Raw genomic sequence first — 20,887 nt, 5'->3', positions numbered from 1 at the left:
CATGTCGCCAACCGACGGCCACGCCGACCTTGCCCCACCCGCACGCGGGCGAGGGTGGCGCGTGGCCGTCGCGCTGGCCATGGCGGCGTGCTGCGCGGCGGCGGGGTGGGGCGCTTACGCCATCGCCCTGCAGCGCTACGTTGCCACCCGTGCCGAAGAGGCCGGCCAGCGCACGACCTTCTACGCGCAGAATCTGCGCAGCACGCTGGCGCGCTATGAATCGTTGCCGAGGCTGGCTGCGTTGGAGCACGTGCTGCACGTCGCGCTTCTGGAGAACCCCGAGGCCGGCGACGCCGTTCCGCGCCGTGCAGCCAACGCCTATCTGAAAGAAGTCCAGGCGGCCACCGACCTGGCTGCCGCTCACCTGATTAATAAGACGGGTCTCACGATTGCCGCCAGCAACTGGGATCTGCCCACTTCGTTCGTCGGCCAGAACTACGCATTCCGCCCGTACTTTGTCGAAGCCATGCGCGAAGGGCTGGGTCGCTTCTATGGCGTCGGCAACACCACGGGCGAGACGGGCTATTTTGTCGCCGCGCCCGTGCGCGAAGGCAACACGCCGATCGGCGTGGTGGTGGTGAAGGTTAACCTCGATGCGTTCGAGCGACGTTGTCGCGCAGCGGCGATACGGTGCTGCTGGTGGATCGCCACGGGGTGATCTTCCTGTCGTCCGTACCGGAGTGGAAATACCGCACGCTCGGCACCTTGAGCGCGGACCAGCGCGCCGCACTCGACGCGACGCGCCAATACGCGCCGCACATCCTCACGCCGCTCGGCATGAACGACGGGCAAGGCGCGAGCGTACCCTTTTCTGCGGACGAACCGCCGCAGACTGTGCGCGTGGCGTTGCCCGGAAAATCGGTATCGACACTGCGTGTGCAGTACCGCCCGGTGGGCCTGCTCGGCTGGCAGGTCGCCGTGCTGATCGACCCGCGCGACGAGCAGCGCACTGCGCTCGTGGCCGGGGCGAGCGCCGCGTTTGCGATGGCGCTCATCTTTGCCGTGCTCGTCGCTTTGCGTTTGCGTCAGCGCCGGCGCGAAGAGCAGCGCCGCGCGCGCGCCGCCCTGCGCGAAGTCCAGCGCGACCTGGAAGCGCGCATTGTCCAGCGCACTGCCGAGTTGACGTCCGCCAACACCGCGCTCGCCGGCAAGGTCGAGGCGCTCGACGCTGCGCAACGCATCCTGCGCGAAACGCGCGATGCCGCCGTGCAGGCCGGCAAGCTCGCCGTGCTTGGCCAGATGGCCGCCGGCATCACGCACGAACTCAACCAGCCGCTCACCGCGCTCACCACGCTGTCCGACAACGCCAACCAGCTTGCCGAGCGCGGCCGCATCGACGAGGTGCGCGGCAACCTCACGCACATCAGCCAACTTGCCGAACGCATGGGGCGCATCGTTTCACACATCAAGGCGTTCTCGCGCAAGGGCGATGCGGCACGCGCAGCGGTGTCGGTGGACGAAGCCATCCGCCAGGCGCTAATGCTGATCGAGACGCGTCGGCGCCAGGCCGGCGTGACCGTGGTGACCGAGCCGGTGCCGGCAGACCTTGCTGTGTGGGCCAATGTCGTGCGGCTCGAGCAAGTGCTCGTCAACCTGATCCGCAACGCCATCGACGCCACCGCCGAGGCGCCCGCAGCCGAATCGGCGATCGTGCGCGTGGGTGTCGAGCCCATCGAGAAATGGGTACGCATCACCGTGCGCGACTTCGGCCCGGGCATTCCCGCCGATGTGTTGCCGCGTCTGTTTGAGCCATTCTTCACCACCAAGGACGATGGTCAGGGCCTGGGGCTTGGGCTGGCAATTTCGCTGGCGATCATCGAAGACTTTGGCGGCCGGCTCGAAGGTCGCAATGCGGGTGACGATGCAGGTGGCGCAGAATTCATCATCGAGCTTGAACGCGTTGTGAAACCCACATGACTGAACACTGCACGCCGGACCCTTCTCCTATCGAGCACGCGCCCGTCTTCCTGATCGAAGACGATGACGTCGTGCGGCTTGGTTGCGAGCAGGCCCTCTCGCTGGCCGATGTGCCGGTGCAGTCCTTTGCCGATGCAGAGAGCGCGCTCGCTGCGCTTGCCACGCAAACGCCGGCCGTAGTCGTCACCGACGTGCGCCTGCCCGGCCGCGACGGCCTGGCCGTGCTGCGCGAGATGCTGCAGCACGACCGCCAGTTGCCGGTCATTCTCATCACTGGTCATGGCGATGTGACGATGGCGGTGGCTGCCATGCGCGCCGGCGCCTACGACTTCATGGAGAAGCCGTTCCACTCCGAGCGCCTCGTCGACGTGGTGCGGCGCGCGTTGGAAAAACGCCGGCTCACGTCCGAAAACCTGCGTCTGCGCGAAGCGCTGCAGGGCCGGCAGGCGTACCCGTTGATCGGCCAGAGCGCCGTCATGCAGAACGTGCGCCGGCTCGTCACCGCACTGGCACCGACCGATGCAGACATCCTCGTCACGGGCGAGACCGGCTCGGGCAAGGAGGTGCTCGCGCGCGCCATTCACGAAGGCAGCCGACGTCGCGGCCCGTTCGTGGCACTCAACTGCGCGGCCTTGCCCGAATCCGTGTTCGAGAGCGAGATGTTCGGCCACGAAGCCGGCGCTTTCACGGGGGCCAACCGCCGCCGCATCGGCAAGATGGAATACGCGGATGGCGGCACGCTGTTTCTGGATGAAATTGAATCGATGCCGCTGGCACTGCAGGCCAAGCTGCTGCGCGCGCTGCAGGAACGCAGCATCGAACGGCTGGGCAGCAACGCCAGCGTGCCGGTCAACTGCCGAGTGGTCGCCGCTGCGAAGGTCGATTTGAAGGAGGCATCCGATCACGGCCAGTTCCGTGCGGACCTGTATTACCGCTTGAATGTGGTGTCGATTGCGCTGCCGGCGCTGCGTCAGCGTGCCGAAGACATTCCGCTGCTGATGGCGCATTTTCTGCAGCAGGCTGCGGTGCGTTACGAGCGCCCCGCGCCTGATTGGTCTGCCCAGGACATGATGCGCTGGCAGCATCACGACTGGCCCGGCAACGTGCGTGAACTGAAGAACGTGGCCGAGCGTTTTTGCCTCGGGTTGGACGATGGCCTGGTGGTGTCCGAAGCGAGCCAGCATTCCCTGGCCGGACGCATGATGGCAGTCGAACGCGCCACCATCGAAGAAGCGCTGCGCGCGACAGAGGGCAACGTTGCCCGCGCGGCGGATTTGCTCGCCGTGCCGCGCAAGACGCTGTACGACAAGCTCAACCGGCACGGCATCGAGCCGGACCGGTTCCGCAGCAGTTAGCGCAGCGAAGATTCGCCGATCTTGCGGCCGCCCTGTGGCGGCCAGCACGTTGCTGCCAGCAGCACGGCCGCCACCGCGTAGATCGCTTCGGTCACGGCCAGGGGCAGCACATGCACCTGGTACAGCGCAGCCGGCAGGTCCGCCAGCGCATGCAGCAGGACCGCCAGCACGACAATCACAAAACGCCGCTGGCGCACCGCGTGCCACACCACCAGCGTGAGCGTGAACTGGATCAGCATCGCCGCAACGCGTTCGCTGATCGCACCGAGCGCGAGCCACGGCGAAAGCTGCGCGAGCATGGCGTGAATCGTCCCGGCCATGGCTTCGGCGCCGCTGGCGGCGAGACGCGACTCCAGCTCGCCCCGATTGGCGGCAATGCCGAACATCACCATCTGCGCCTGCGATGCCGCACCGACCAGCCAGGCCTCGATGCCAGCGTGCCCGAGCGCGTACGCGACCGGTGTGGCGGCGTCGCCGGGCGTGCGCACGAGAAAGCGCAGGCCGAGCCAGCGGCCGCTTTCTTCGAACAAGCCAGCCATCAGCGCGCCGTAGATGACGAACAGCGCAGGCATGCGCAGCCAATGCGCCGTCGTCGGATTGAGTTGCAGCAGATACAGGTGCAGCGTGCGCTCCAGGACCAGCGCAAACACGACAAACACCGCAGCGCCCACACCGATATCACGCCACGCCAGGTCAAAGCGCCGCCGCAGCCAAAACCACGCCACAACGGGCACGCTTGCAATGAGCAAGGCTGCGATGGCGTGGGCAACGAGGGCAGACGGAGCGACGGTGGGCATGGCGGATGTGGAAGTCGGTGCGATCGAGTTGGCGGCATGCTACCTGAGCGCTCAGGCGCAAGTCTTGCGGGCCGATTGTTACAATATGTGGCTGCGGCACCAGTGCCGCTTCTTGGCTTCTTGATATGGCAGGACGGACGGTCGTGAAACGCATGCTGTGGCGGTGGATCTGGATATGCGCTGTCGGCGCTGGCGCCTTCGGCGTGGCGGTGCCTGCCCAGGCCGAACGTTGGCACCAATACCTGACGACGACGTCCGTCGCGGCATCCATCGACCGCACGTCGCTGCGCTCGAGCCGTACCGGCCACAAGACCTTTCTGGCGCGCACCGTGCTGAAGCGCAGCGAACGCCGCGCCCACGGGGCGCACTACCGGCCCGGCACGGTGATCCTTTCGCGGCAGGAAATTGACTGCCATCGCCATCGCATCCGCCTGGTGGACTACGTGGTGCGCGGCCCCGACGGCACCACTCTCGATACCGATACCGCGGCAGGCGCGCACTGGATGCGCATCCGCTCCGGTACGCTCGCGGCGCGCTCTGCTGCCTACGTCTGCGGCCGCCGCTAGCGCCGCGGCGGCTCGACAATGACGGGCGGGCATAGCACTATGGTGGCTGCCCTCCCACTACAGCAAGACACCGGCCGCGAGGGGTGCCGGTGCCAGCCGACGGTCCGATGAAACTGACCCTGAAGTCGCAGGCGGCCATCATGGCGACCGTCATCAGCGTGGCGGTGGTGAGCGTGTTCGGCTGGTCGCAACGCGAGCCCATCCGCCGCGAGGTGATGGCGCAGATCAAGGTGCAGCAGGCGGCCCTGGTCAAGCAATCGGCGGAAGATCTCAAACAGCGGCTGGACACCTATCTGGGCGTGCTCGAACGCACTGCCCAGCAGATGCGCAGCGTGCGGTTCGACACGCCCGCGCAGGAAGCCGCGTTCTACCAGTCCATCCAGCCGGCCAGCGGCCTGTTCGACGGCGTGTTCCTGGCCTCGGCCGACGGCAAGGTGACAACGACCTCGACGCGCCGCGCAAGCGTGGTCGGCATCGACATTTCGGATCGGGACTACTTCCGGCAAGTCCTGGTGGTCGACCAGCCGACCATCTCCGCGCCGCTGCGCAACCGCGTGGGTGGTGAGCCCATCGTCATCATGGCGGCGCCTGTGCATGACCAGGACGGCAATCTCGTGGGGCTGATCGGCGCCTCGCTGTACCTGCTCAAGCCGAACTTTCTGGGCGACCTGCGCGACATGCGCGTAGGCCAGACGGGCCATGTCTACCTGGCCACGCGAGGTGAGAACCCGGTCTATATCGTTCACCCCGAGGCCGACAAGACGCTCGCGCCGCTTGACGCCGATCCGGCGGCAGCCTCGGCCTTCCGCGCGGATCCCGATGCGCTGCCCGAGCGCGGCGGCGACGTGGTCACCACGCAAGACATCATCGCGGCCGGCTGGACGCTCGCTGCCGTGTTGCCCGGCGCCGAGGCCAACCGGCAGCTCTTCCTCATGCGCCAGCGCTTCCGCTGGTCGCTCCTGGTGCTCGCGGCGCTGATCGGCGGATCGGTGTGGGCGGCGATGCTGTGGCTGCTGCGCCCGCTTGGCCGGCTGCACGCCGCCATGACGCAGCTCTCTGCCACGGACTTGCGCAATGCGCCGCCGCTTGAACTGGGCGGTGCCTCGGCGGAAATCGAGGCGGTGTCGACAGCGTTCCACAAGCTGATGGGCGAGGTCGTCCGCCAGCGCGCCGAACTGGAAGCGGTGAACGATGCCTCGCCGCTGGGGTTGTTCCGTTCGGATGCGGACGGCCGGACCGTCTATACCAACGAGGCGTATCGCCGCCTGCTCGGCGCCACGCCCGAGGAGGCGCTGGCCGACGTGTGGCTTGCGCGCCTGCATCCGGACGACCGCGATGCCACCATGGCCGGTTGGCGCGACGCCCTCGCGCGCGGCGCCGGCTACAGCGCCGAGCAGCGCGTGATCGTGCCGGGCATCGGCGAGCGGTTGCTGGTCGTCACCACGGCACCCGTGCGGGTGGACGACGAGGTAGTCGGCCACGTTGGGGTCATGGAAGACATCACCGTGCGGGCGCGGGCCCAACAGGCGTCGCGCGTGCTGACCAAGATCCTCGACTCCACCACCGACTTTGTCGCGCAGAGCGACATCCAGGGCAACGTCACCTACATGAATCCGGCCGGCCGCCGCTTCGCTGGGATCCCGCTGGACGCCAATCTCCAAGGCCTGACCGTTGCCGATTTCTACCCGCCAGAGACGATGGGCTGGCTGCGCGAGGTGGCCGTGCCCGCAGCCGCGCGCGATGGTGTATGGATTGGCGAAACCACTGTGCGTGGGGCCGAAGGTCAGGTTGTGCCGATCAACCACATGATCATCGCGCACCGCGATCCTGCCGGGCATATGGAGTACTTCTCGTCCGTCATGCGCGACATCACGCAGGACAGGGCGGCCAAGGAAGCGCTGCAGCGCAGCCGCGAAACGCTGCAGACCGTGACCGACGCGCTGCCTGCGCTGGTGGCCTTCATCGACACCGACGAGCGCTTCCGCTTCCTGAATGCCGCCTACGAGAAGGCGTACGGACGCTCAGCCGCCAGCATGCTCGGACAGACGCTGCGTGAAGTCGTGGGTGACGATGCTTACAGCATTCTTCGTGATGCGTTGCGGCGCGCGCTGGGCGGCGAGACGATGGTCTTCGAGCGCGAACTTCGCGGGCGCGATTTGTACCGCTGCGAAGAGGTCAGCTACCTTCCGCAGTTTGACGCGCAAGGCCGCGTGGCTGGTGTGCATTCCGTCACGCTCGACATCACGGAGCGCAAGAAACAGGAGCTGCGCCTGCGCGCGCTGACCACCACCGACCACCTCACGGGCCTGGCGAACCGCGCCGGCTTTGAAGAGCGTTTGCTGGCGGCGCTCGACCAGGCGCGCGTGAACGGATCCACCGGCGCGCTGCTGCTGGTCGACCTCGACGGCTTCAAGGTCGTCAACGACACGCACGGACATGCCGTGGGCGATGCGCTGCTGCGGACCTTCGCGCAACGCTTGGCACGTGCCGTGCGGCCGTACGACGGCGTAGCGCGCTTTGGCGGTGACGAGTTCGCCGTCATCCTGGAACATCTGTCGCATCCGGACGACGCGAAGACTGTCGCTACCAACATCCTTGCCGCATGCAACAAACCGTTTCGCTTGCGTGAGGCGATGGTGCAGGTCGGTGCGAGCATCGGTATCGCGACTTTCGACGCGCGCACGTTGGCGCAAAGCGCCGTCTTCGAAGCTGCCGATGAGGCGTTGTACGAAGCCAAATCGCGCGGCAAGGGCCTGTTTGTCAGCGCCGACGAGCTGTCGGCGGGCTGATTTCGCAGCGCCGCACGGCACGCAGAAACGGGTACGCTTGGCGCCGATCCGACGGTATTGCGCAGGCAATATTGCGCCGCAACATCGGCCCCCCAGGCCGGGCGGCGGACAATCCCCTATCGCACGGTCGTGCGCTTTCCGGTAAAGTCCCGCGACTGACTGCACGCGCCGGCCACCCCGGCGCGTCGCACAAGAGCGCTGCACCCATGGCGCCTTCGCTTCACACTTCGACGCACTCCCGGTGCGCGCATGCCCGATCCGGCATCGCTCGCCCGGCAGGTCTTCCGTTATTTCGCCAACGTGGTCATGCGTGGCGCGAAACCGGCAGGCGAGCGTCCGGACGCGATGCAGGGCGCATGCGGGGGAGCGACGGTGTTGGGCCAGCGCATCTTCGAGACGCATCGCATTCAAGCAATCGCGACGGACAAACAAGGAGCAGGTTCGCATGCAAAAAATGATCAAACGGCTGCTGTTGACGGCAGTGGCTGCGGGGGGGGCAATCGCAACGGGCACGACGTTCGCGGCCCAGGACATCAAGATCGGTGTGGCCGAAGCGCTGTCGGGCGGTGCAGCCCAGTACGGCGTGGCCATCCGCAACGGCTTCCAACTGGCGGCTGAAGAGATCAACGCTGCAGGCGGCATCAACGGCAGCAAGATCGCGCTGGTGATCGAAGACGAGCAGGGCAAGAAGGAAGAGGCCATCAACGTCTTCAAGAAGCTGATCTTCCAGGACAAGGTGGCGATGGTGTTCGGCCCCACGCTGTCCAACTCGGCTCAGGCGGCTGACCCGATCGCGCAGGCTGCCAAGACGGTGGCCTTTGGCACCTCCAACACCGCAGACGGCATCACCAGCATCGGCGATTTCGTCTTCCGCAATTCCGTGACCGAAGCCGATGTGCTGCCGGCCACCATCCAGACCGTTGTGAAGAAGGCCGGCGTGAAGAAGGTTGCCGTGCTGTACGGCAACGACGACGTCTTCACCAAGAGCGGCTACGACAACTTCAAGAAAGCGCTCGAAGACCTGAAGATTCCGGTCACGACCACCGAGACCTTCGCCAAGGGCGACGTGGACTTCAAGGCCCAGCTCACCAAGATCAAGGCGACGAATCCGGATGCGATCGTGCTGTCGGCGCTGATTGCCGAAGGTGGTCCGATCATGGTACAGGCGCGCCAGCTTGGCCTGAATGTGCCGGTCATCGGCGGCAACGGCATGAACTCGGTCAAGGTGTTCGACTTGGCTAAGGACAAGTCCGACAACCTGTGGGTGGGCAGCCCGTGGTCGATCGAGAACCACACGCCCGAGAACAGCAAGTTCATCACTGCCTACACCGCCAAGTACAAGGCAGCGCCGGACCAGTTTGCGGCGCAGGCGTATGACGCCATGTACATCGCCAGCAAGGCGCTGAAGACGGTCAAGTTCAGCGGCAACCTCGAAGCCGACCGCAAGGCGATCCGCGATGCATTGCCGGCAGTCAAGCACACCGGCGCGACGGGCGCGTTTGCCTTCCGTCAGGTCACCGCACGTGGCAAGCCGGCCGGCTACGATGCCGTGCAGACGCCGATCGTGAGCGTGACCAAGAACGGCAAGTACACGATCGAGAAGTAATCTTCGGTTCTCGTTGAAACCCTTTGAACGAGACAGGCGGGGCGTAGCTAAACCTACGCCCCATCGCTTTTTTTGTGGCTGCGTCGTGACTGCTTCGGTCACGTTCGGCCGCACCTCACTCTGATTCATCATGCTGGAACAGCAACTCGTCAATGCGCTGTCGCTCGGGTGCGTGTATGCGTTGTTCGCCCTGGGGTTCACGCTGGTTTTCGGCATCCTGGGCGTGATCAACCTGTCGCACGGCGCGGTCTTCATGCTCGGTGCCTATGCGGCGCTGCAGGTCGTTCTCCATTTCGAGCTGCCGCTGTGGGCGGCACTGGCCGTGGGCTTTGTCGTCAGCGGCGTCGCCGGTCTCATCATCGATGTGCTGCTGCTGCGCCCGCTGCGCCGCCGCAACGCGCCGCACCTGATCCCGATGATTGCCACCATCGGCGCGGGCATCGCCATCAACAACGCCATGCAGGGCGTGTTCGGGGCCGAAAACCTGCGCTTCCCGGCCGGGCTCGTCTCGGATGCCTCGCTGGACCTGGGCGGCATCCACCTCACCCCGCTGGAGCTGAGCATCATCGTGCTGTCGTTCGCACTGATGGCCGCGCTCATGCTGCTGCTCAAGCGCACGCAACTCGGCCGCGCGCTGCGCGCGATCGCGGAGTCGCCGAAAGCCGCCGCGCTGCTGGGCATCAATGTCGAAGGCCTGTTCCTCCTGACCTCGTTTGCCGCCGCTGCGCTGGGCGGCTTGTCGGGCGTGCTGATCGGCCTGTACTCCAACGCGGTCTTCCCGTTGATGGGTCAGCCGATGCTGCACAAGGGCATCGCGGTCATCATCCTCGGCGGCCTGGGCGATATTCGCGGCGCGATGCTGGGCGGGCTGTTCCTCGGCTTTGCCGAGGTGCTGTCGGTGGCCTACATCGGCTCCACCATGCGCGATGCGGTGGCGTTCGGTCTGCTGTTCCTGATCCTGCTGGTGCGGCCGCAAGGGCTGTTCGGCAAGGTGCTGGAACGCAAGGCCTAAGGAGACCGATATGGAATGGTTCGACAATTTCTGGTCGGTCTACAGCAACCTGGTGCTCACGCTGGGCATCAATGCATTGCTGGCGCTGTCCATTTACCTGACGCTGTCGTGCGGCCTGCTGGCGATGGCGAATGCGGCCTTCATGGGCATCGGCGCCTACACGGCGGCGCTGCTGACGATGAACGCCGAGATGCCGTTTTCCGTCGCGCTGCTGGGCGGCATGGCGGCGCCGGCCGTGGTGGCCATTGTCATCGGGCGGCCGACGCTGCGCCTTTCGGGCGTGTATCTGGCCATGGCCACGCTGGGTTTCGGTGAGGTCGTGCGCGTGCTGATCCTGAACACCGAAAACTGGACTGGCGGCGCGCTGGGCCTGAACGGCATTCCGCAATTGACCGAGTGGTGGCATGTGGCGGTGGCCGTGTTGGCGACGCTGTTCGTGCTGGCGCGCATGCGCCGCTCGAAGGTGGGCCGCGCATTCGAGGCCATCAAGGAAGACGAAACGGCTGCCGGCCTCATGGGCATCAACGTGGCCGGCACCAAGCTGCTGGCCTTCACGCTGGGTGCGGCCATCGCCGGGTTGGCCGGTGCACTGAACGCGCACCTCACGTTCTTCATCGGCCCGAACGAATTCGGCTTCGACCGCGGCGTCGAAATTCTGACGATGACGATCCTGGGCGGCACGAATGGCCTGACGGGCCCGGTGCTCGGCAGCCTGATCCTGTCGCTGCTGCCGGAGTTGCTGCGTGCGTTCAAAGATTTCCGCCTGGTCGTCAACGGCGTGATCCTGATGGTGATCGTGCTGTTCCTGCCCAAGGGCATCTGGGACCCGTCGCGTTTCGCGCGCTGGTTCGGCATCAAGCGCGGCAGCACCATGCCTGGCACGGGCAACACCCCGGCTGCTTCCAATGAATCGCACTGAGGCCGCCATGCTGAAACTCACCTCCATTTCCAAGCGCTTTGGCGGCCTGTCGGTCTTGCAGGACGTCAACATTGAAGTGCCGCAAGGCAGCATCTTTGGCTTGATCGGCCCGAACGGCGCCGGCAAGACGACGGTGTTCAATCTGATCACGGGCCTGCTGGCGCCCACCGGCGGCTCGCTCACGTTCAACGGCGAAAACCTGGTCGGCAAGAAGCCGCACGAGATTACGCAGATGGGCATCGCACGCACGTTCCAGAACATCCGCATCTTCAAGGAGATGACGCTGCTGGAGAACGTCGTGGTGGGCATGCACCGGCATCTGGATTACGGCGCGCCGGGCCTGCTGCTGTCGCTGCCCAAGTACCGTGCGGCCGAGCGCCGTGCGCGCGACCGTGCGCTCGAGCTGCTCTCGTGGGTGAAGCTCGATCACAAGGCGCATGACATTGCCGACAACCTTTCGTACGGCGACCAGCGCAAGCTCGAACTGGCGCGCGCGCTGGCAACCGAGCCCAAGCTGCTGCTGCTTGACGAGCCCGTGGCCGGCATGAACACCGGCGAGAAGGTCGACCTGATGGCCGAGATCGAAAACATCAAGGCGCGCGGCTACACGATCTTCATGATCGAACACGACATGCGCTTCGTGATGGGCCTGTGCGAGCGCATTGCGGTGCTGAACTTCGGCCGCATCATCGCTGAAGGGCCGCCTGAGGCCATCCGCAACGACCCGCAAGTCATCGAGGCGTACCTGGGCCGCGATGACGACGATGACGCGAACGGCAATGCCGCGCAGAAGGAGACGGCATGACCACGTTGCTGGAAGTCAAAGGGCTGGACGTGTCGTACGGGCACATCGCAGCCGTGAAGGGCATCGACTTTGCGTTGAAGGCCGGCGAGATCACCTCGCTGGTGGGCGCAAACGGTGCGGGCAAATCGACCACGCTGCTCGCGCTCTCGGGCTTGATCCCGAAGTCGCAGGGTGATGTGCGCGGCCAGATCCTGTTCGAAGGCGAAGACGTTACGCAGTGGTCTGCCCACAAGCGCGTGGAACGCGGCATCGTGCAGGTGGCCGAAGGGCGCGCCACGCTCACCACGATGACCGTGCGCGAAAACCTGGAGCTGGGCGCCTACACGCGCAAGGACAAGGGCCAGATCGCCTCCGACCTGGAGCGCGTATTCCACCTGTTCCCGCGCCTGAAGGAGCGCATCGACGGTCTGGCCGGCAACCTGTCGGGCGGCGAGCAGCAGATGCTGGCCATCGGCCGCGCGCTGATGGCGCGCCCGCGCGTGCTGCTGCTGGATGAACCGTCGATGGGCCTCGCGCCGATCATCGTGCAGGAGATCTTCCGCATCCTGCGCACCATCAATGCCGAGGGCCTGACGATTTTCCTGGTCGAGCAGAACGTGCGCCAGGCGCTGAAGATCGCGCAACACGGCTACGTATTGGAAACCGGCGAGATCGTGCTGGCGGATAGCGGCAAAAACCTGCTGGGCAATCCGCGCGTGCTCGAAGCCTACCTGGGCGGCTGAGTGTTTTGAAGGCGCTCGGCATGCAACATTGCCGAGGCGCAAGAACCGCATATCCATTGGGTTTGCGGTTTATTTTCATCCCAAAGCGTACCCGTTTCTGCGTACGTTCAAATCCCCGCCAAAACGTGTCGCTGTGCCTCGAACAGCGCGATCAATGCGTCGGCTACGGCCCGCACGCGCGGTGATCGTCGAACGTCGGGATGGATCACCAACCAGATTTCTCGATGCAACGCCGGGTCGTCGACGGGCAATCGGCGTAAAAGCGTACCCGTTTCTGCGGGAGCGCCAAGCAGGTGCGGCAGCGCCGCGACACCCAGTCCGGCCAGTGCGGCCTGATGCATCGCGGCCAGATCGCTGCAGCGTAAAACCACGCGACGTTCGCCCGCGTAGTTGTCCAGCCAGCGCTGCTGCGGGACGTGACGCAGGTTTTCGTCGTAGCCGATGAATTCCCATTCGGATTCGGGGCGAGCGAACACCTCTGCGGTGGCGTACAGACCGTAGCCGAGGTCGCCCAGCGGCCGTGTCGCCAGAGCCGATGACGTCGGACGCGACAAGCGCACTGCCAGATCGGCTTCGTGTGCCATCAGGTTGGCGTTGCGCTTTTCGCCCAGCAGCACGAGGTCGATGCCGGGCCATTGACGGCGCAGCGTCGCCAAGTTTGGCGCAATGATGTGGCTGGCCACCGTGGGCGGCGCGGAGATGCGAACCGTCCCGCGCAAACTGCCCGCTCCTGCTGCGGCACGTGCAAAGCCGGCCGCTTCCTGTTCCATGCGCTCAGCGCGCTCGGCCAGCGCGTTGCCTTCGGCGGTCAGGCGCCAGCCGCGCGGCAGGCGGTCGAACAGGCGCACGCCCAACGATTGCTCCAGTGCGTCTGCGCGCCGCGCCACCGTGGTGTGTTCTACCGCCAGTCGCCGCGCGGCAGCCGACAAGCTGCCCTCGCGCGCGAGCACGAGAAAGTAGCGCACGTCATCCCACTGCAAGGAAGAAGAAGGTTCGGCCGCCGCCGCACGCGCCAAGGCACGCGCATTTTTTGGCCGACCTGGGCTTTTTTGCACAGAAGCTGATCGGTTTTAGTGAATTCCCGGGTGATTCTGAACGGATTACGCTTGTTTCACAACGTGACGAACGCAATACCCGTCACCACCGAAACCGAAAAGCGTACCCATTTCTGCGAGGACATTTGCCATGCATGCCAAGGTGATCCAACTCCGTGAACCCGGACCAGCATTGGGTTTGCGGCCCGCCAACCTGATGTTGCCGCCGCCCGGGCCGAATGCGTTGACGGTGCGGCACACGGCTATCGGCGTGAACTTTGTCGACGTGTATCACCGGACCGGCTTGTATCCGGTGCCGGCATTTCCGGCCGTGCTCGGGGTGGAGGGCGTCGGCGTGGTGGAAGCGATGGGTACGGAGGTGCGCGGCTTTGTGGTGGGCCAGCGCGTGGCCTGGGCTGGCCTGATGAACGGCGCGCCCGGCGGCTACGCCAGCCACCGCAACATCCCCGCGGAGCGGGCGATTGCCTTGCCTGATGCGCTGGATGACGAAACCGTGGCAGCCACGTTGGTCCGCGGCATCACCGCGCATATGCTGCTGACGCGGGTACGGCAGGTGCGCGCCGGCGATACGCTGCTGGTGCATGCAGCGGCCGGTGGCCTGGGCGCGTTGCTGGTGCAGTGGGCCAAACGTCAGGGGGCGCGCGTGATCGGCACGGTGGGCAGCGAAGCCAAGGCCGCCATCGCCATCGGCCACGGCGCGGACCACGTCGTGCTGCATCGCCAGCAAGATGTGCGCGAAGCCGTGCTCCAGCTCACCGGCGGGGAAGGCGTCGACTACGTGATCGACGGCATCGGCGGTGCCATGCTGCAGACCTCGCTAGCGGTGACGCGGCCCTTCGGCATGGTGGCGAGCATCGGTCAGGCGGGCGATGTCGGCAACGCCCAGACAAATGCCGTCGATCTTGCAGCGCTCGGGCCATCGCGATCCATTGCGTTGGCGCGGCCGGGGGTCATCCGATACATGGCCGATCTGTCGAACTATCGGACCGGTGCGCAGGCCGCGCTGCAACGCATGCTCGATGGTGTGCGCGTGCCGGTTGGCGGTACCTATGCACTCGAAGACGCCGCTGCCGCACACACCGCGCTGGAGGCCGGACAGACCGTCGGGGCGTTGCTCTTGCGCCCTTGAGAGCCCCGCGCGGCGAAAGGGTTTCCGCGCAAAGCGTACCCATTTCTGCGGGACACTGAGCGTGGTTGTTTCACGCTGCCGGGTCTCGCGTTTCGAAGGTGTTACCTCATCCCATAAGGAGCCATCGCATGCTGTACCTGATTCTTTTCAACTACACCGCACCGCTCGAAGCACTTGATCGTGTGCTGCCTGCGCACCGCGAGCATCTGGACGCCCACTATGCGAGCGGCCACTTCCTGATGTCGGGGCCGTTCTTCCCGCGTGAGGGCGGCGGGATCCTTGCGCGTGCCGAATCCCGTGAAGAGATCGACGCCATCGTCGCGCGCGACCCTTTCGTGATCGAAAACCTCGTGCAGGCGCGCGTCATTACGTGGGGCCCGAATCGTCGCAGCGCAGACACACCGCAGGCGTGGTTGCCAGACGCCGTGGTCGCGACATCGACTTAAAACGGCCGCGGCGCCGTCGCTATCATGTCGACCTGTCCTTGCGCGAATCGACATGACCGACACGCCGCCGCCTCAACCTGATGTGCCGCGCCAGCCATGGTGGCGGCGCGCGATTGCCCGACTGCCGTTTGGTCGCGAGCATCTGGTGTTCGTGATTGCCGGGGTCATCGGCTGCGCGGGCGCCTTGTCGACGATCCTGTTTCGCGAATGCCTGCGTCAACTGCAATGGTGGCTTTCGGGTACGGACCAAGGTTTGGTGGCCACGGCGCGGGCGCTGCCGTGGTGGGCGCGCCTGCTGGTGCCGACGGTGGGTGGACTGCTGGCCGGCATCACCTTGCAGGTGGGCCTCAAGTGGATTCCGCGAAAAGGCTCCGAAGACTATATGGAGGCCATTGCCGTGGGCGATGGCGTGCTCAGCGCGCGGCAGAGTCTGGTACGCAGCGCGTCGTCGTTGTGCTCGGTGGCCAGCGGCGCATCGATCGGGCGCGAAGGGCCGATGGTGCAGCTGGCCGCAATGTGCGGCTCGCTGGTCGGCCGTGTGCTGCGGCACTGGACCGCCGTGCCCGTCGAGCAATTGCGCCTGCTGGTCGCATGCGGTGCGGCTGCCGGTATCACGTCTGCCTACAACGCGCCCATCTCGGGCGCCGTGTTCGTCTGCGAAATCGTGTTTGGTGTCATCACCACGGCGACGCTCGGGCCGCTGCTCGTGGCGGCGGTCACCGCCGATATCGTCGTGCGCCAATTCTTCGGCTACGGGGCCGTCTACGAGATGCCCCACTTCGATTTCGTTTCCGGCTGGGAAGTGCTGACGTATCTGGGCCTGGGTCTGGCCGCGGGGATGGCGGGGCCGCTGCTGCTCGGTTTGATCGACCGCGCGCGCGATGCGTTTGCACGCACCAAGCTGCCGCTCACGTTGCGGTTGGCTGCCGGCGGGTTGATCGTCGGTGCGCTTTCCACGGGCGTGCCCGAGGTCTGGGGTAACGGCTACAGCGTGGTCAACGCGTTCCTGCACGAGCCGTGGCTGTGGCAGACGGTGGCGCTGGTGCTGATCTGCAAGGTGGTGGCGACGGCGTCGAGCGCAGGGTCGGGCGCCGTCGGCGGTGTGTTTACGCCCACGCTGTTCTGCGGCGCCGCATTAGGTTTGCTGTATGGCACAGGCATGCACGCGCTGCTGCCGGATGCGGCGCCGGTGCCGGTCAGTTACGCGGTGGTTGGCATGGGCGCGCTGCTGGCCGCCACCACGCACGCGCCGCTCATGTCGATCCTGATGATCTTCGAGATGACGCTGTCGTATCAGGTGGTGCTGCCACTCATGCTGGCGTGCATTACCGGCTATGTGACGGCCCATGCAGCGGGCGCGCCGTCCGTGTATGCGCGTGCGCTGGCGCGCAATCGCGAGGACACGGGCGACGATGCCGCGCACCTTCCAGCGCCATCAGACGGCACGCAGAAATAGGTACGCTTTAACGCTGATCGATCACCCCGTCATAAATGTTCCGACGCGACAAGCTTGCCTTGTCAGCTAAATAGAAGCGAAAGCGATCGTTAGATTGCTTTTTCGTGTGCCTTTTCGGGAACTTTTTGGAGGGATTGCGACAATTTGTTGCTGTTGCGAATCGTTATCATTTATATTTGCGTCCGCAATACGTAGTGCGCTCTCGTGCACGGCGGCACGGGCGCAGGAGGGCGTTCCGGAGCGGCTGGCACTCAACAGAAGAGCGCCGTCGGAGAAACCACGCAATGAACCGCCGCACGCCCGTCGCCAGCGCCCTGTTGGCCCTGTTTGCCACGCCCACCGTCGCACTTGCCCAGCAAGCCACGCTTGCGCAGGCACCCACCACCGCCACGTTGCCGGAAGCCGTTGTAAAGGGCGCCGCCCCGCGCGACGACTACAACGCCGCCAAAAGCTCCATTTCCAAGCTGCCCGAGAACCTGCGCGATGTGCCGCAATCGGTGACGGTCGTGCCCAAGGCGCTGACCGACGCGCAAGGCGGCAGCTCGCTGGCCGATGCGTTGCGCAACGTGCCGGGCATCACCATCGGTGCGGCCGAAGGCGGGCAGATCGGCAACAACATCAACCTGAACGGTTTCTCTGCGCGTACCGACATCTACCTCGACGGCTTCCGGGATCGCGGCCAGTACTACCGCGACCTGTTCGCCCTCGATTCGGTGGAAGTGCTGATGGGCCCGTCGTCGATGCTGTTCGGCCGCGGTTCGACGGGCGGTGTCATCAACCAGGTGACGAAGAAGCCGAAGCTGAAGGCCGCGACGGAAATCACCGGTTCGGTCACCACCAACGGCCTGGTGCGTGCCACCGCCGACGTCAACACGCCGACGTCGGACACTTCGGCCTTCCGCATCGCCGCGATGGCGCAGAACGGCAAGACGAGCACGCGCGACGAGATGACCGCGCAGGATTTCGGCATCGCGCCGTCGTGGCGTTTCGGCATCGGCACACCGACCGAGGTGACGCTGTCCGCGCTGCTGCAGCACAACCGCGACATGCCGGATTACGGCCTGCCGAACCTCAACGGCCACCCGGTCAACGTCAGCCCCAAGACGTACTACGGCTACACCGACGACCGCACCACGCAGGACGTGGCGTCGTTCTCGGCCAACATCGATCACAAGTTCTCGCCCAACCTGCGGCTGCGCAACCAGACGCAGTTCAACTACGTGCAGACCGACGCGCGCGAGACAGCGCCCAACGCGGTGGGTACGGTCAATTCGTCGGGCGTGTTCACGGCGCTGACCAACAGCAATCTGCCGCTTTCGGCGCTGTCGGTGCGCCTGCAAAGCCATGACCGCCGCATCCGTGACTACTCGTTGTTCAACCAGACCGAGCTGACGGCCAAATTCGATACGGGTTCGGTCAAGCACACGCTGCTGGTCGGCACCGAGTTCGGCCACGACGGCTACGACAACCAGAATTACTATCGCAACGGTTCGTGCAACGGCACGCCGCTGGCGCAGTCGAGCATGACGAGCGGCTTTGTCTCGTGCGAGCCGCTGGTCAGCCCGAGCTACACCACGTCGCCGGCGAGCACGCCGTCGAGCCTGGGCAACCTGCAGGGCGGCTCGGCCAACACGGTCGCGGCGTACTTCAACGATTCGATCGAATTCAACAAGCAATGGAAGGCTGTCGCCGGCCTGCGCTATGACCGCTACATCGCGAGCATTTCGAACTCGCTGAATTCGGCGAACACGCCGGCGTCGGCCAAGATCACCGCGCTGCCGTACGCGCAGCAGACCGTGAACTTTGTCAGCACGCGCCTGGGCGGCATCTGGCAGCCGACGGACTGGCAGTCGTACTACGTCTCGTACGGCACGTCGTTCAACCCGTCATTGGAACAACTCGTCGGCACCACGGGCCAGCAGGGGCTGGACCCGGAGAAGAACAAGTCGTACGAGGCCGGCGGCAAGTGGGATCTGCTCAACGGCGACCTGTCGGTCAGCTCGGCGCTGTTCCAGATCACCAAGGACAACGCCCGCACGCAGATCGACAGCACGACGTACACCTCGGCGGGCAAGATCCGCGTGCGCGGTGCGCGCCTGGGTGCGACGGGCCACGTCACCGACAAGCTGCAGATCTTCGCGGGCTATACGTACCTGGATGCGCAGATCGTCAACGGCATCGCCGCGGGCACGCACGGCATGACGCCGGCCAACACGCCCAAGCACGCCGCGACGGTGTGGACGAGCTACGCCTTCCTGCCGAACTGGGAAGTGGGCGCAGGCGCGTTCTACATGTCGCAGCGCTACGCCAACAACACCGACACGGTGCAGGTGGGCGGCTTCGTGCGCTGGGATGCGATGCTGGCCTACCACCAACCCAAATACGACGTGCGTCTGAACCTGTTCAACGTGTTCAACAAGACGTATTACGATGCGCTGATTCCGTCCGATGGCGGCCGCGCCGTGCCGGGCACCGGCCGTGCGGCGATGCTGTCGGTGGTGTATCGGATGTAATGGCTGGGGGATGGGCCCTCGGCTGCATCCCTTTTCCTTCGAGCGCCATGCTGGTCTGCATTCCGAACGTATTCAACGCCGCGCAGGTGGCTGCGCTGCGCGATCTGCTCGACAACGCGGGCGACGCCTGGGTGGATGGCCGCGTGTCGGCCGGATATTCGGGGGCGCCGGTCAAGGTCAACCAGCAGATCGACGAGGGCGCGGAAGTGGCCCTGCAGTGCCAGCAGCTCATCCTGAGCGTGCTGGAGCGGCACCCGCGCTTCATCAGCGCGGCGTTGCCCAACGTGGTGTACCCGCCGATGTTCAACCGCTACGGCGAGGGCATGACTTTCGGCGCGCACGTCGATGGCAGCGTGCGCATCCACCCGCACAACGGCACAAAGCTGCGTACCGATATCTCGGCCACGCTGTTTCTGTCAGACCCCGCCAGCTACGACGGCGGTGAACTGCAGATCGAAGACACCTATGGCATGCACAGCGTCAAGCTCAATGCCGGCGACCTGGTCGTCTATCCGGCAACGAGCCTGCATCAGGTCACGCCCATCACGCGCGGAGTGCGCGTAGCGAGTTTCTTCTGGATCCAGAGCCTGATTCGCGACGACGCGCAGCGCGCCATGCTGTTCGACCTGGACAACGCCATCCAGACGCTCAACCAGACCGACGCCGATGCCACCGCGCGTCGCACGCTGATCGGCGTGTATCACAACCTGATGCGGCAGTGGAGCGAGACGTGATCTGAGCGCACCGCACCTGGGATGGCCCGGCGCAACGTTCATGAGCGCCGTGCGATTGGGCTGACTGAGCTTAGTGGCCCGAACGGCGATACAGCTCGGCCATCATGCCGCAGCTTTCCACGTGCAGCGCGACGGCGCGGCTGGCTTCACGGCGCACGATTTGCCAGAAACGGGCGAAACGCGAGGTGCGGGCGGCTTTGAGAGCGACGGTGTTCATGGCGATTCCTTCTGAGGACTGATTTAGGGATAACCCTAGTAGGGAATACCCGAATGTTAGTCCGAATATTGCGGCGCAGCAAACCGCATTTACCAGTGTCGCCTCGTGACCACATGTGGGTGGCTAACCGGCCACTTTGCTGACCGTGCCGGCGTTGCCATCCACGCGGATCGTCTCGCCGTCTTTCAACCGGGCCCGGATGCCCGGCAGGTTCACCACCGCCGGAATCCCGAACTCGCGCGCCACGATGGCGCCGTGCGACAGGTAGCCGCCGGTTTCCATGACGAGCGCGCCGGCCTTCAGGAACAGCGGCGTCCACGCCGGATCGGTGCTAGGCGCGACCAGGATGTCGCCCGCTTGCAACGCCGTGCCGGCGGCAGCGTGGTCGACCAGCCGTGCCAGCCCCTGTGCCGAGCCTGCGCCGACGGCGGTGCCGGTCCAGGTATCTCCGGCCAGGGCGATTGGCGCAGCGGCCGCGACCGCCGCCTCGCCATGTTCGGTAACGATGTCCGGCTCCTGCCGGGCGGCCCAATCGCTCAACTGCTGGCGGCGTGCGCGCGCACGCTGGGCGGCAAAGCGCAGCGGCAACGCGCCGGTGCCCGCGGCCACGCATTCGTCCAGCGTCAGGTTGAAGATGTCTTCGGGCGCATCGAGCCCTTCGTCGCCGGTCAGCCTGTCAGCCAGCTTCAGCAGGCCGGTGCGCAACGCCTCCAGATACGCCACCAGCGCGCTGCGTGCCGCTTCGCGTTGGTTGCTGTCGCGCACGGCGCTCTTGAGCATGCCGCGCACGATCGGTCGCAGCCAGAACGGCAGGCGCGCCCACGCGCGCTCAGACGCCGCCTGCTGCCG

The 20,887-nt window shown here is 65.6% G+C and carries 17 protein-coding genes and 1 pseudogene; 14 read left to right on the top strand and 4 right to left on the bottom strand.

Annotation, left to right across the window (positions count from 1 at the left end; translation table 11 throughout):
* The first annotated feature begins 1 nt into the window (after position 1).
* Together FUT88_RS10335 and FUT88_RS10330 are read left to right on the top strand one after the other, a co-directional pair.
* Positions 2-1,917, top strand: a pseudogene (locus FUT88_RS10335) (ATP-binding protein).
* Positions 1,914-3,272 carry a sigma-54-dependent transcriptional regulator gene (locus FUT88_RS10330; protein ID WP_147214916.1) on the top strand — a complete coding sequence of 453 codons (1,359 nt, stop codon included), beginning with the start codon at positions 1,914-1,916 and terminating at the stop codon, positions 3,270-3,272. Before FUT88_RS10335 ends, FUT88_RS10330 begins: the two are co-directional and overlap by 4 nt.
* Here the strand turns inward: FUT88_RS10330 and FUT88_RS10325 are convergent.
* Positions 3,269-4,069 carry a YhfC family intramembrane metalloprotease gene (locus tag FUT88_RS10325; RefSeq protein WP_147214914.1) on the bottom strand — a complete coding sequence of 267 codons (801 nt, stop codon included), beginning with the start codon at positions 4,067-4,069 and terminating at the stop codon, positions 3,269-3,271. The genes FUT88_RS10330 and FUT88_RS10325 overlap by 4 nt on opposite strands.
* A gap of 125 nt (positions 4,070-4,194) precedes the next feature.
* Between FUT88_RS10325 and FUT88_RS10320 the strand changes: the two genes are divergently transcribed.
* The 7 genes from FUT88_RS10320 (at position 4,195) to FUT88_RS10290 (ending at position 12,488) form a co-directional block, all read left to right on the top strand.
* Positions 4,195-4,635, top strand: a complete 441-nt coding sequence (locus FUT88_RS10320; protein ID WP_147214912.1) for a surface-adhesin E family protein — start codon at positions 4,195-4,197, stop codon at positions 4,633-4,635.
* A gap of 107 nt (positions 4,636-4,742) precedes the next feature.
* Complete coding sequence (locus FUT88_RS10315) at positions 4,743-7,424, top strand: diguanylate cyclase domain-containing protein (protein WP_147214911.1); 2,682 nt, start codon at positions 4,743-4,745, stop codon at positions 7,422-7,424.
* Positions 7,425-7,869: 445 nt separating this feature from the next.
* A complete protein-coding gene (locus tag FUT88_RS10310; protein WP_147214909.1) occupies positions 7,870-9,030 on the top strand; it encodes an ABC transporter substrate-binding protein in 1,161 nt (386 codons plus the stop codon).
* 130 nt (positions 9,031-9,160) lie between these two features.
* The gene (locus FUT88_RS10305) at positions 9,161-10,042 is read left to right on the top strand and encodes a branched-chain amino acid ABC transporter permease (protein ID WP_009240220.1); all 882 of its coding nucleotides are present in this window, start codon (positions 9,161-9,163) and stop codon (positions 10,040-10,042) included.
* Between the two features lie 10 nt (positions 10,043-10,052).
* Positions 10,053-10,961, top strand: a complete 909-nt coding sequence (locus tag FUT88_RS10300) for a branched-chain amino acid ABC transporter permease (protein ID WP_147214907.1) — start codon at positions 10,053-10,055, stop codon at positions 10,959-10,961.
* Between the two features lie 7 nt (positions 10,962-10,968).
* Positions 10,969-11,766 carry an ABC transporter ATP-binding protein gene (locus FUT88_RS10295; protein ID WP_147214905.1) on the top strand — a complete coding sequence of 266 codons (798 nt, stop codon included), beginning with the start codon at positions 10,969-10,971 and terminating at the stop codon, positions 11,764-11,766.
* On the top strand, positions 11,763-12,488 hold the full coding sequence (locus FUT88_RS10290) for an ABC transporter ATP-binding protein (protein WP_004632384.1): 726 nt from the start codon (positions 11,763-11,765) through the stop codon (positions 12,486-12,488). The genes FUT88_RS10295 and FUT88_RS10290 overlap by 4 nt, the downstream gene beginning before the upstream one ends.
* A gap of 107 nt (positions 12,489-12,595) precedes the next feature.
* Here the strand turns inward: FUT88_RS10290 and FUT88_RS10285 are convergent, their stop codons facing one another.
* Complete coding sequence (locus tag FUT88_RS10285; protein WP_147214904.1) at positions 12,596-13,468, bottom strand: LysR family transcriptional regulator; 873 nt, start codon at positions 13,466-13,468, stop codon at positions 12,596-12,598.
* A gap of 205 nt (positions 13,469-13,673) precedes the next feature.
* Here FUT88_RS10285 and FUT88_RS10280 point away from each other — a divergent pair, with 205 nt between their 5' ends.
* The 5 genes from FUT88_RS10280 (at position 13,674) to FUT88_RS10260 (ending at position 19,821) form a co-directional block, all read left to right on the top strand.
* Positions 13,674-14,672, top strand: a complete 999-nt coding sequence (locus FUT88_RS10280) for a quinone oxidoreductase family protein (RefSeq protein WP_147214902.1) — start codon at positions 13,674-13,676, stop codon at positions 14,670-14,672.
* A gap of 128 nt (positions 14,673-14,800) precedes the next feature.
* Positions 14,801-15,118, top strand: coding sequence for a YciI family protein (locus FUT88_RS10275; RefSeq protein ID WP_147214900.1), 318 nt, complete (start codon positions 14,801-14,803; stop codon positions 15,116-15,118).
* Positions 15,119-15,170: 52 nt separating this feature from the next.
* Positions 15,171-16,574 carry a ClcB-like voltage-gated chloride channel protein gene (locus FUT88_RS10270; protein WP_147214898.1) on the top strand — a complete coding sequence of 468 codons (1,404 nt, stop codon included), beginning with the start codon at positions 15,171-15,173 and terminating at the stop codon, positions 16,572-16,574.
* A gap of 284 nt (positions 16,575-16,858) precedes the next feature.
* Positions 16,859-19,087, top strand: coding sequence for a TonB-dependent receptor (locus tag FUT88_RS10265; RefSeq protein WP_147214897.1), 2,229 nt, complete (start codon positions 16,859-16,861; stop codon positions 19,085-19,087).
* Positions 19,088-19,134: 47 nt separating this feature from the next.
* Positions 19,135-19,821 (top strand): Fe2+-dependent dioxygenase, encoded by a 687-nt coding sequence (locus tag FUT88_RS10260; protein ID WP_147214895.1) that lies wholly within the window; start codon positions 19,135-19,137, stop codon positions 19,819-19,821.
* Positions 19,822-19,891: 70 nt separating this feature from the next.
* Here FUT88_RS10260 and FUT88_RS26140 read toward each other — a convergent pair whose 3' ends face one another.
* Together FUT88_RS26140 and FUT88_RS26650 are read right to left on the bottom strand one after the other, a co-directional pair.
* Positions 19,892-20,038: a hypothetical protein gene (locus tag FUT88_RS26140; protein ID WP_186829277.1), complete on the bottom strand. Its 147-nt coding sequence runs from the start codon at positions 20,036-20,038 to the stop codon at positions 19,892-19,894.
* 123 nt (positions 20,039-20,161) lie between these two features.
* A complete protein-coding gene (locus FUT88_RS26650) occupies positions 20,162-20,818 on the bottom strand; it encodes a PEP-utilizing enzyme (RefSeq protein WP_261797109.1) in 657 nt (218 codons plus the stop codon).
* Positions 20,819-20,887 lie beyond the last annotated feature (69 nt).

Source organism: Ralstonia sp. TCR112, assembly GCF_007997035.1.
In the GTDB taxonomy this organism is placed as follows: domain Bacteria; phylum Pseudomonadota; class Gammaproteobacteria; order Burkholderiales; family Burkholderiaceae; genus Ralstonia; species Ralstonia edaphi.
Note: the sequence above shows the minus strand (reverse complement) of the source record. Positions and strands in the feature narration are given on the sequence as shown.

Excerpts from the sequence above, each read along its gene's own strand:
- FUT88_RS10290 (WP_004632384.1), top strand. The coding sequence starts at position 11,763 with ATGACCACGTTGCTGGAAGTCAAAGGGCTGGACGTGTCGTACGGGCAC.
- FUT88_RS10320 (WP_147214912.1), top strand. The coding sequence starts at position 4,195 with ATGGCAGGACGGACGGTCGTGAAACGCATGCTGTGGCGGTGGATCTGG.
- FUT88_RS10265 (WP_147214897.1), top strand. The coding sequence starts at position 16,859 with ATGAACCGCCGCACGCCCGTCGCCAGCGCCCTGTTGGCCCTGTTTGCC.
- FUT88_RS10280 (WP_147214902.1), top strand. The coding sequence starts at position 13,674 with ATGCATGCCAAGGTGATCCAACTCCGTGAACCCGGACCAGCATTGGGT.
- FUT88_RS10260 (WP_147214895.1), top strand. The coding sequence starts at position 19,135 with ATGCTGGTCTGCATTCCGAACGTATTCAACGCCGCGCAGGTGGCTGCG.
- FUT88_RS10325 (WP_147214914.1), bottom strand. The coding sequence starts at position 4,069 with ATGCCCACCGTCGCTCCGTCTGCCCTCGTTGCCCACGCCATCGCAGCC.
- FUT88_RS26650 (WP_261797109.1), bottom strand. The coding sequence starts at position 20,818 with ATGCTCAAGAGCGCCGTGCGCGACAGCAACCAACGCGAAGCGGCACGC.
- FUT88_RS10275 (WP_147214900.1), top strand. The coding sequence starts at position 14,801 with ATGCTGTACCTGATTCTTTTCAACTACACCGCACCGCTCGAAGCACTT.
- FUT88_RS10305 (WP_009240220.1), top strand. The coding sequence starts at position 9,161 with ATGCTGGAACAGCAACTCGTCAATGCGCTGTCGCTCGGGTGCGTGTAT.
- FUT88_RS10270 (WP_147214898.1), top strand. The coding sequence starts at position 15,171 with ATGACCGACACGCCGCCGCCTCAACCTGATGTGCCGCGCCAGCCATGG.
- FUT88_RS10310 (WP_147214909.1), top strand. The coding sequence starts at position 7,870 with ATGCAAAAAATGATCAAACGGCTGCTGTTGACGGCAGTGGCTGCGGGG.
- FUT88_RS10295 (WP_147214905.1), top strand. The coding sequence starts at position 10,969 with ATGCTGAAACTCACCTCCATTTCCAAGCGCTTTGGCGGCCTGTCGGTC.
- FUT88_RS10300 (WP_147214907.1), top strand. The coding sequence starts at position 10,053 with ATGGAATGGTTCGACAATTTCTGGTCGGTCTACAGCAACCTGGTGCTC.
- FUT88_RS26140 (WP_186829277.1), bottom strand. The coding sequence starts at position 20,038 with ATGAACACCGTCGCTCTCAAAGCCGCCCGCACCTCGCGTTTCGCCCGT.
- FUT88_RS10330 (WP_147214916.1), top strand. The coding sequence starts at position 1,914 with ATGACTGAACACTGCACGCCGGACCCTTCTCCTATCGAGCACGCGCCC.
- FUT88_RS10315 (WP_147214911.1), top strand. The coding sequence starts at position 4,743 with ATGAAACTGACCCTGAAGTCGCAGGCGGCCATCATGGCGACCGTCATC.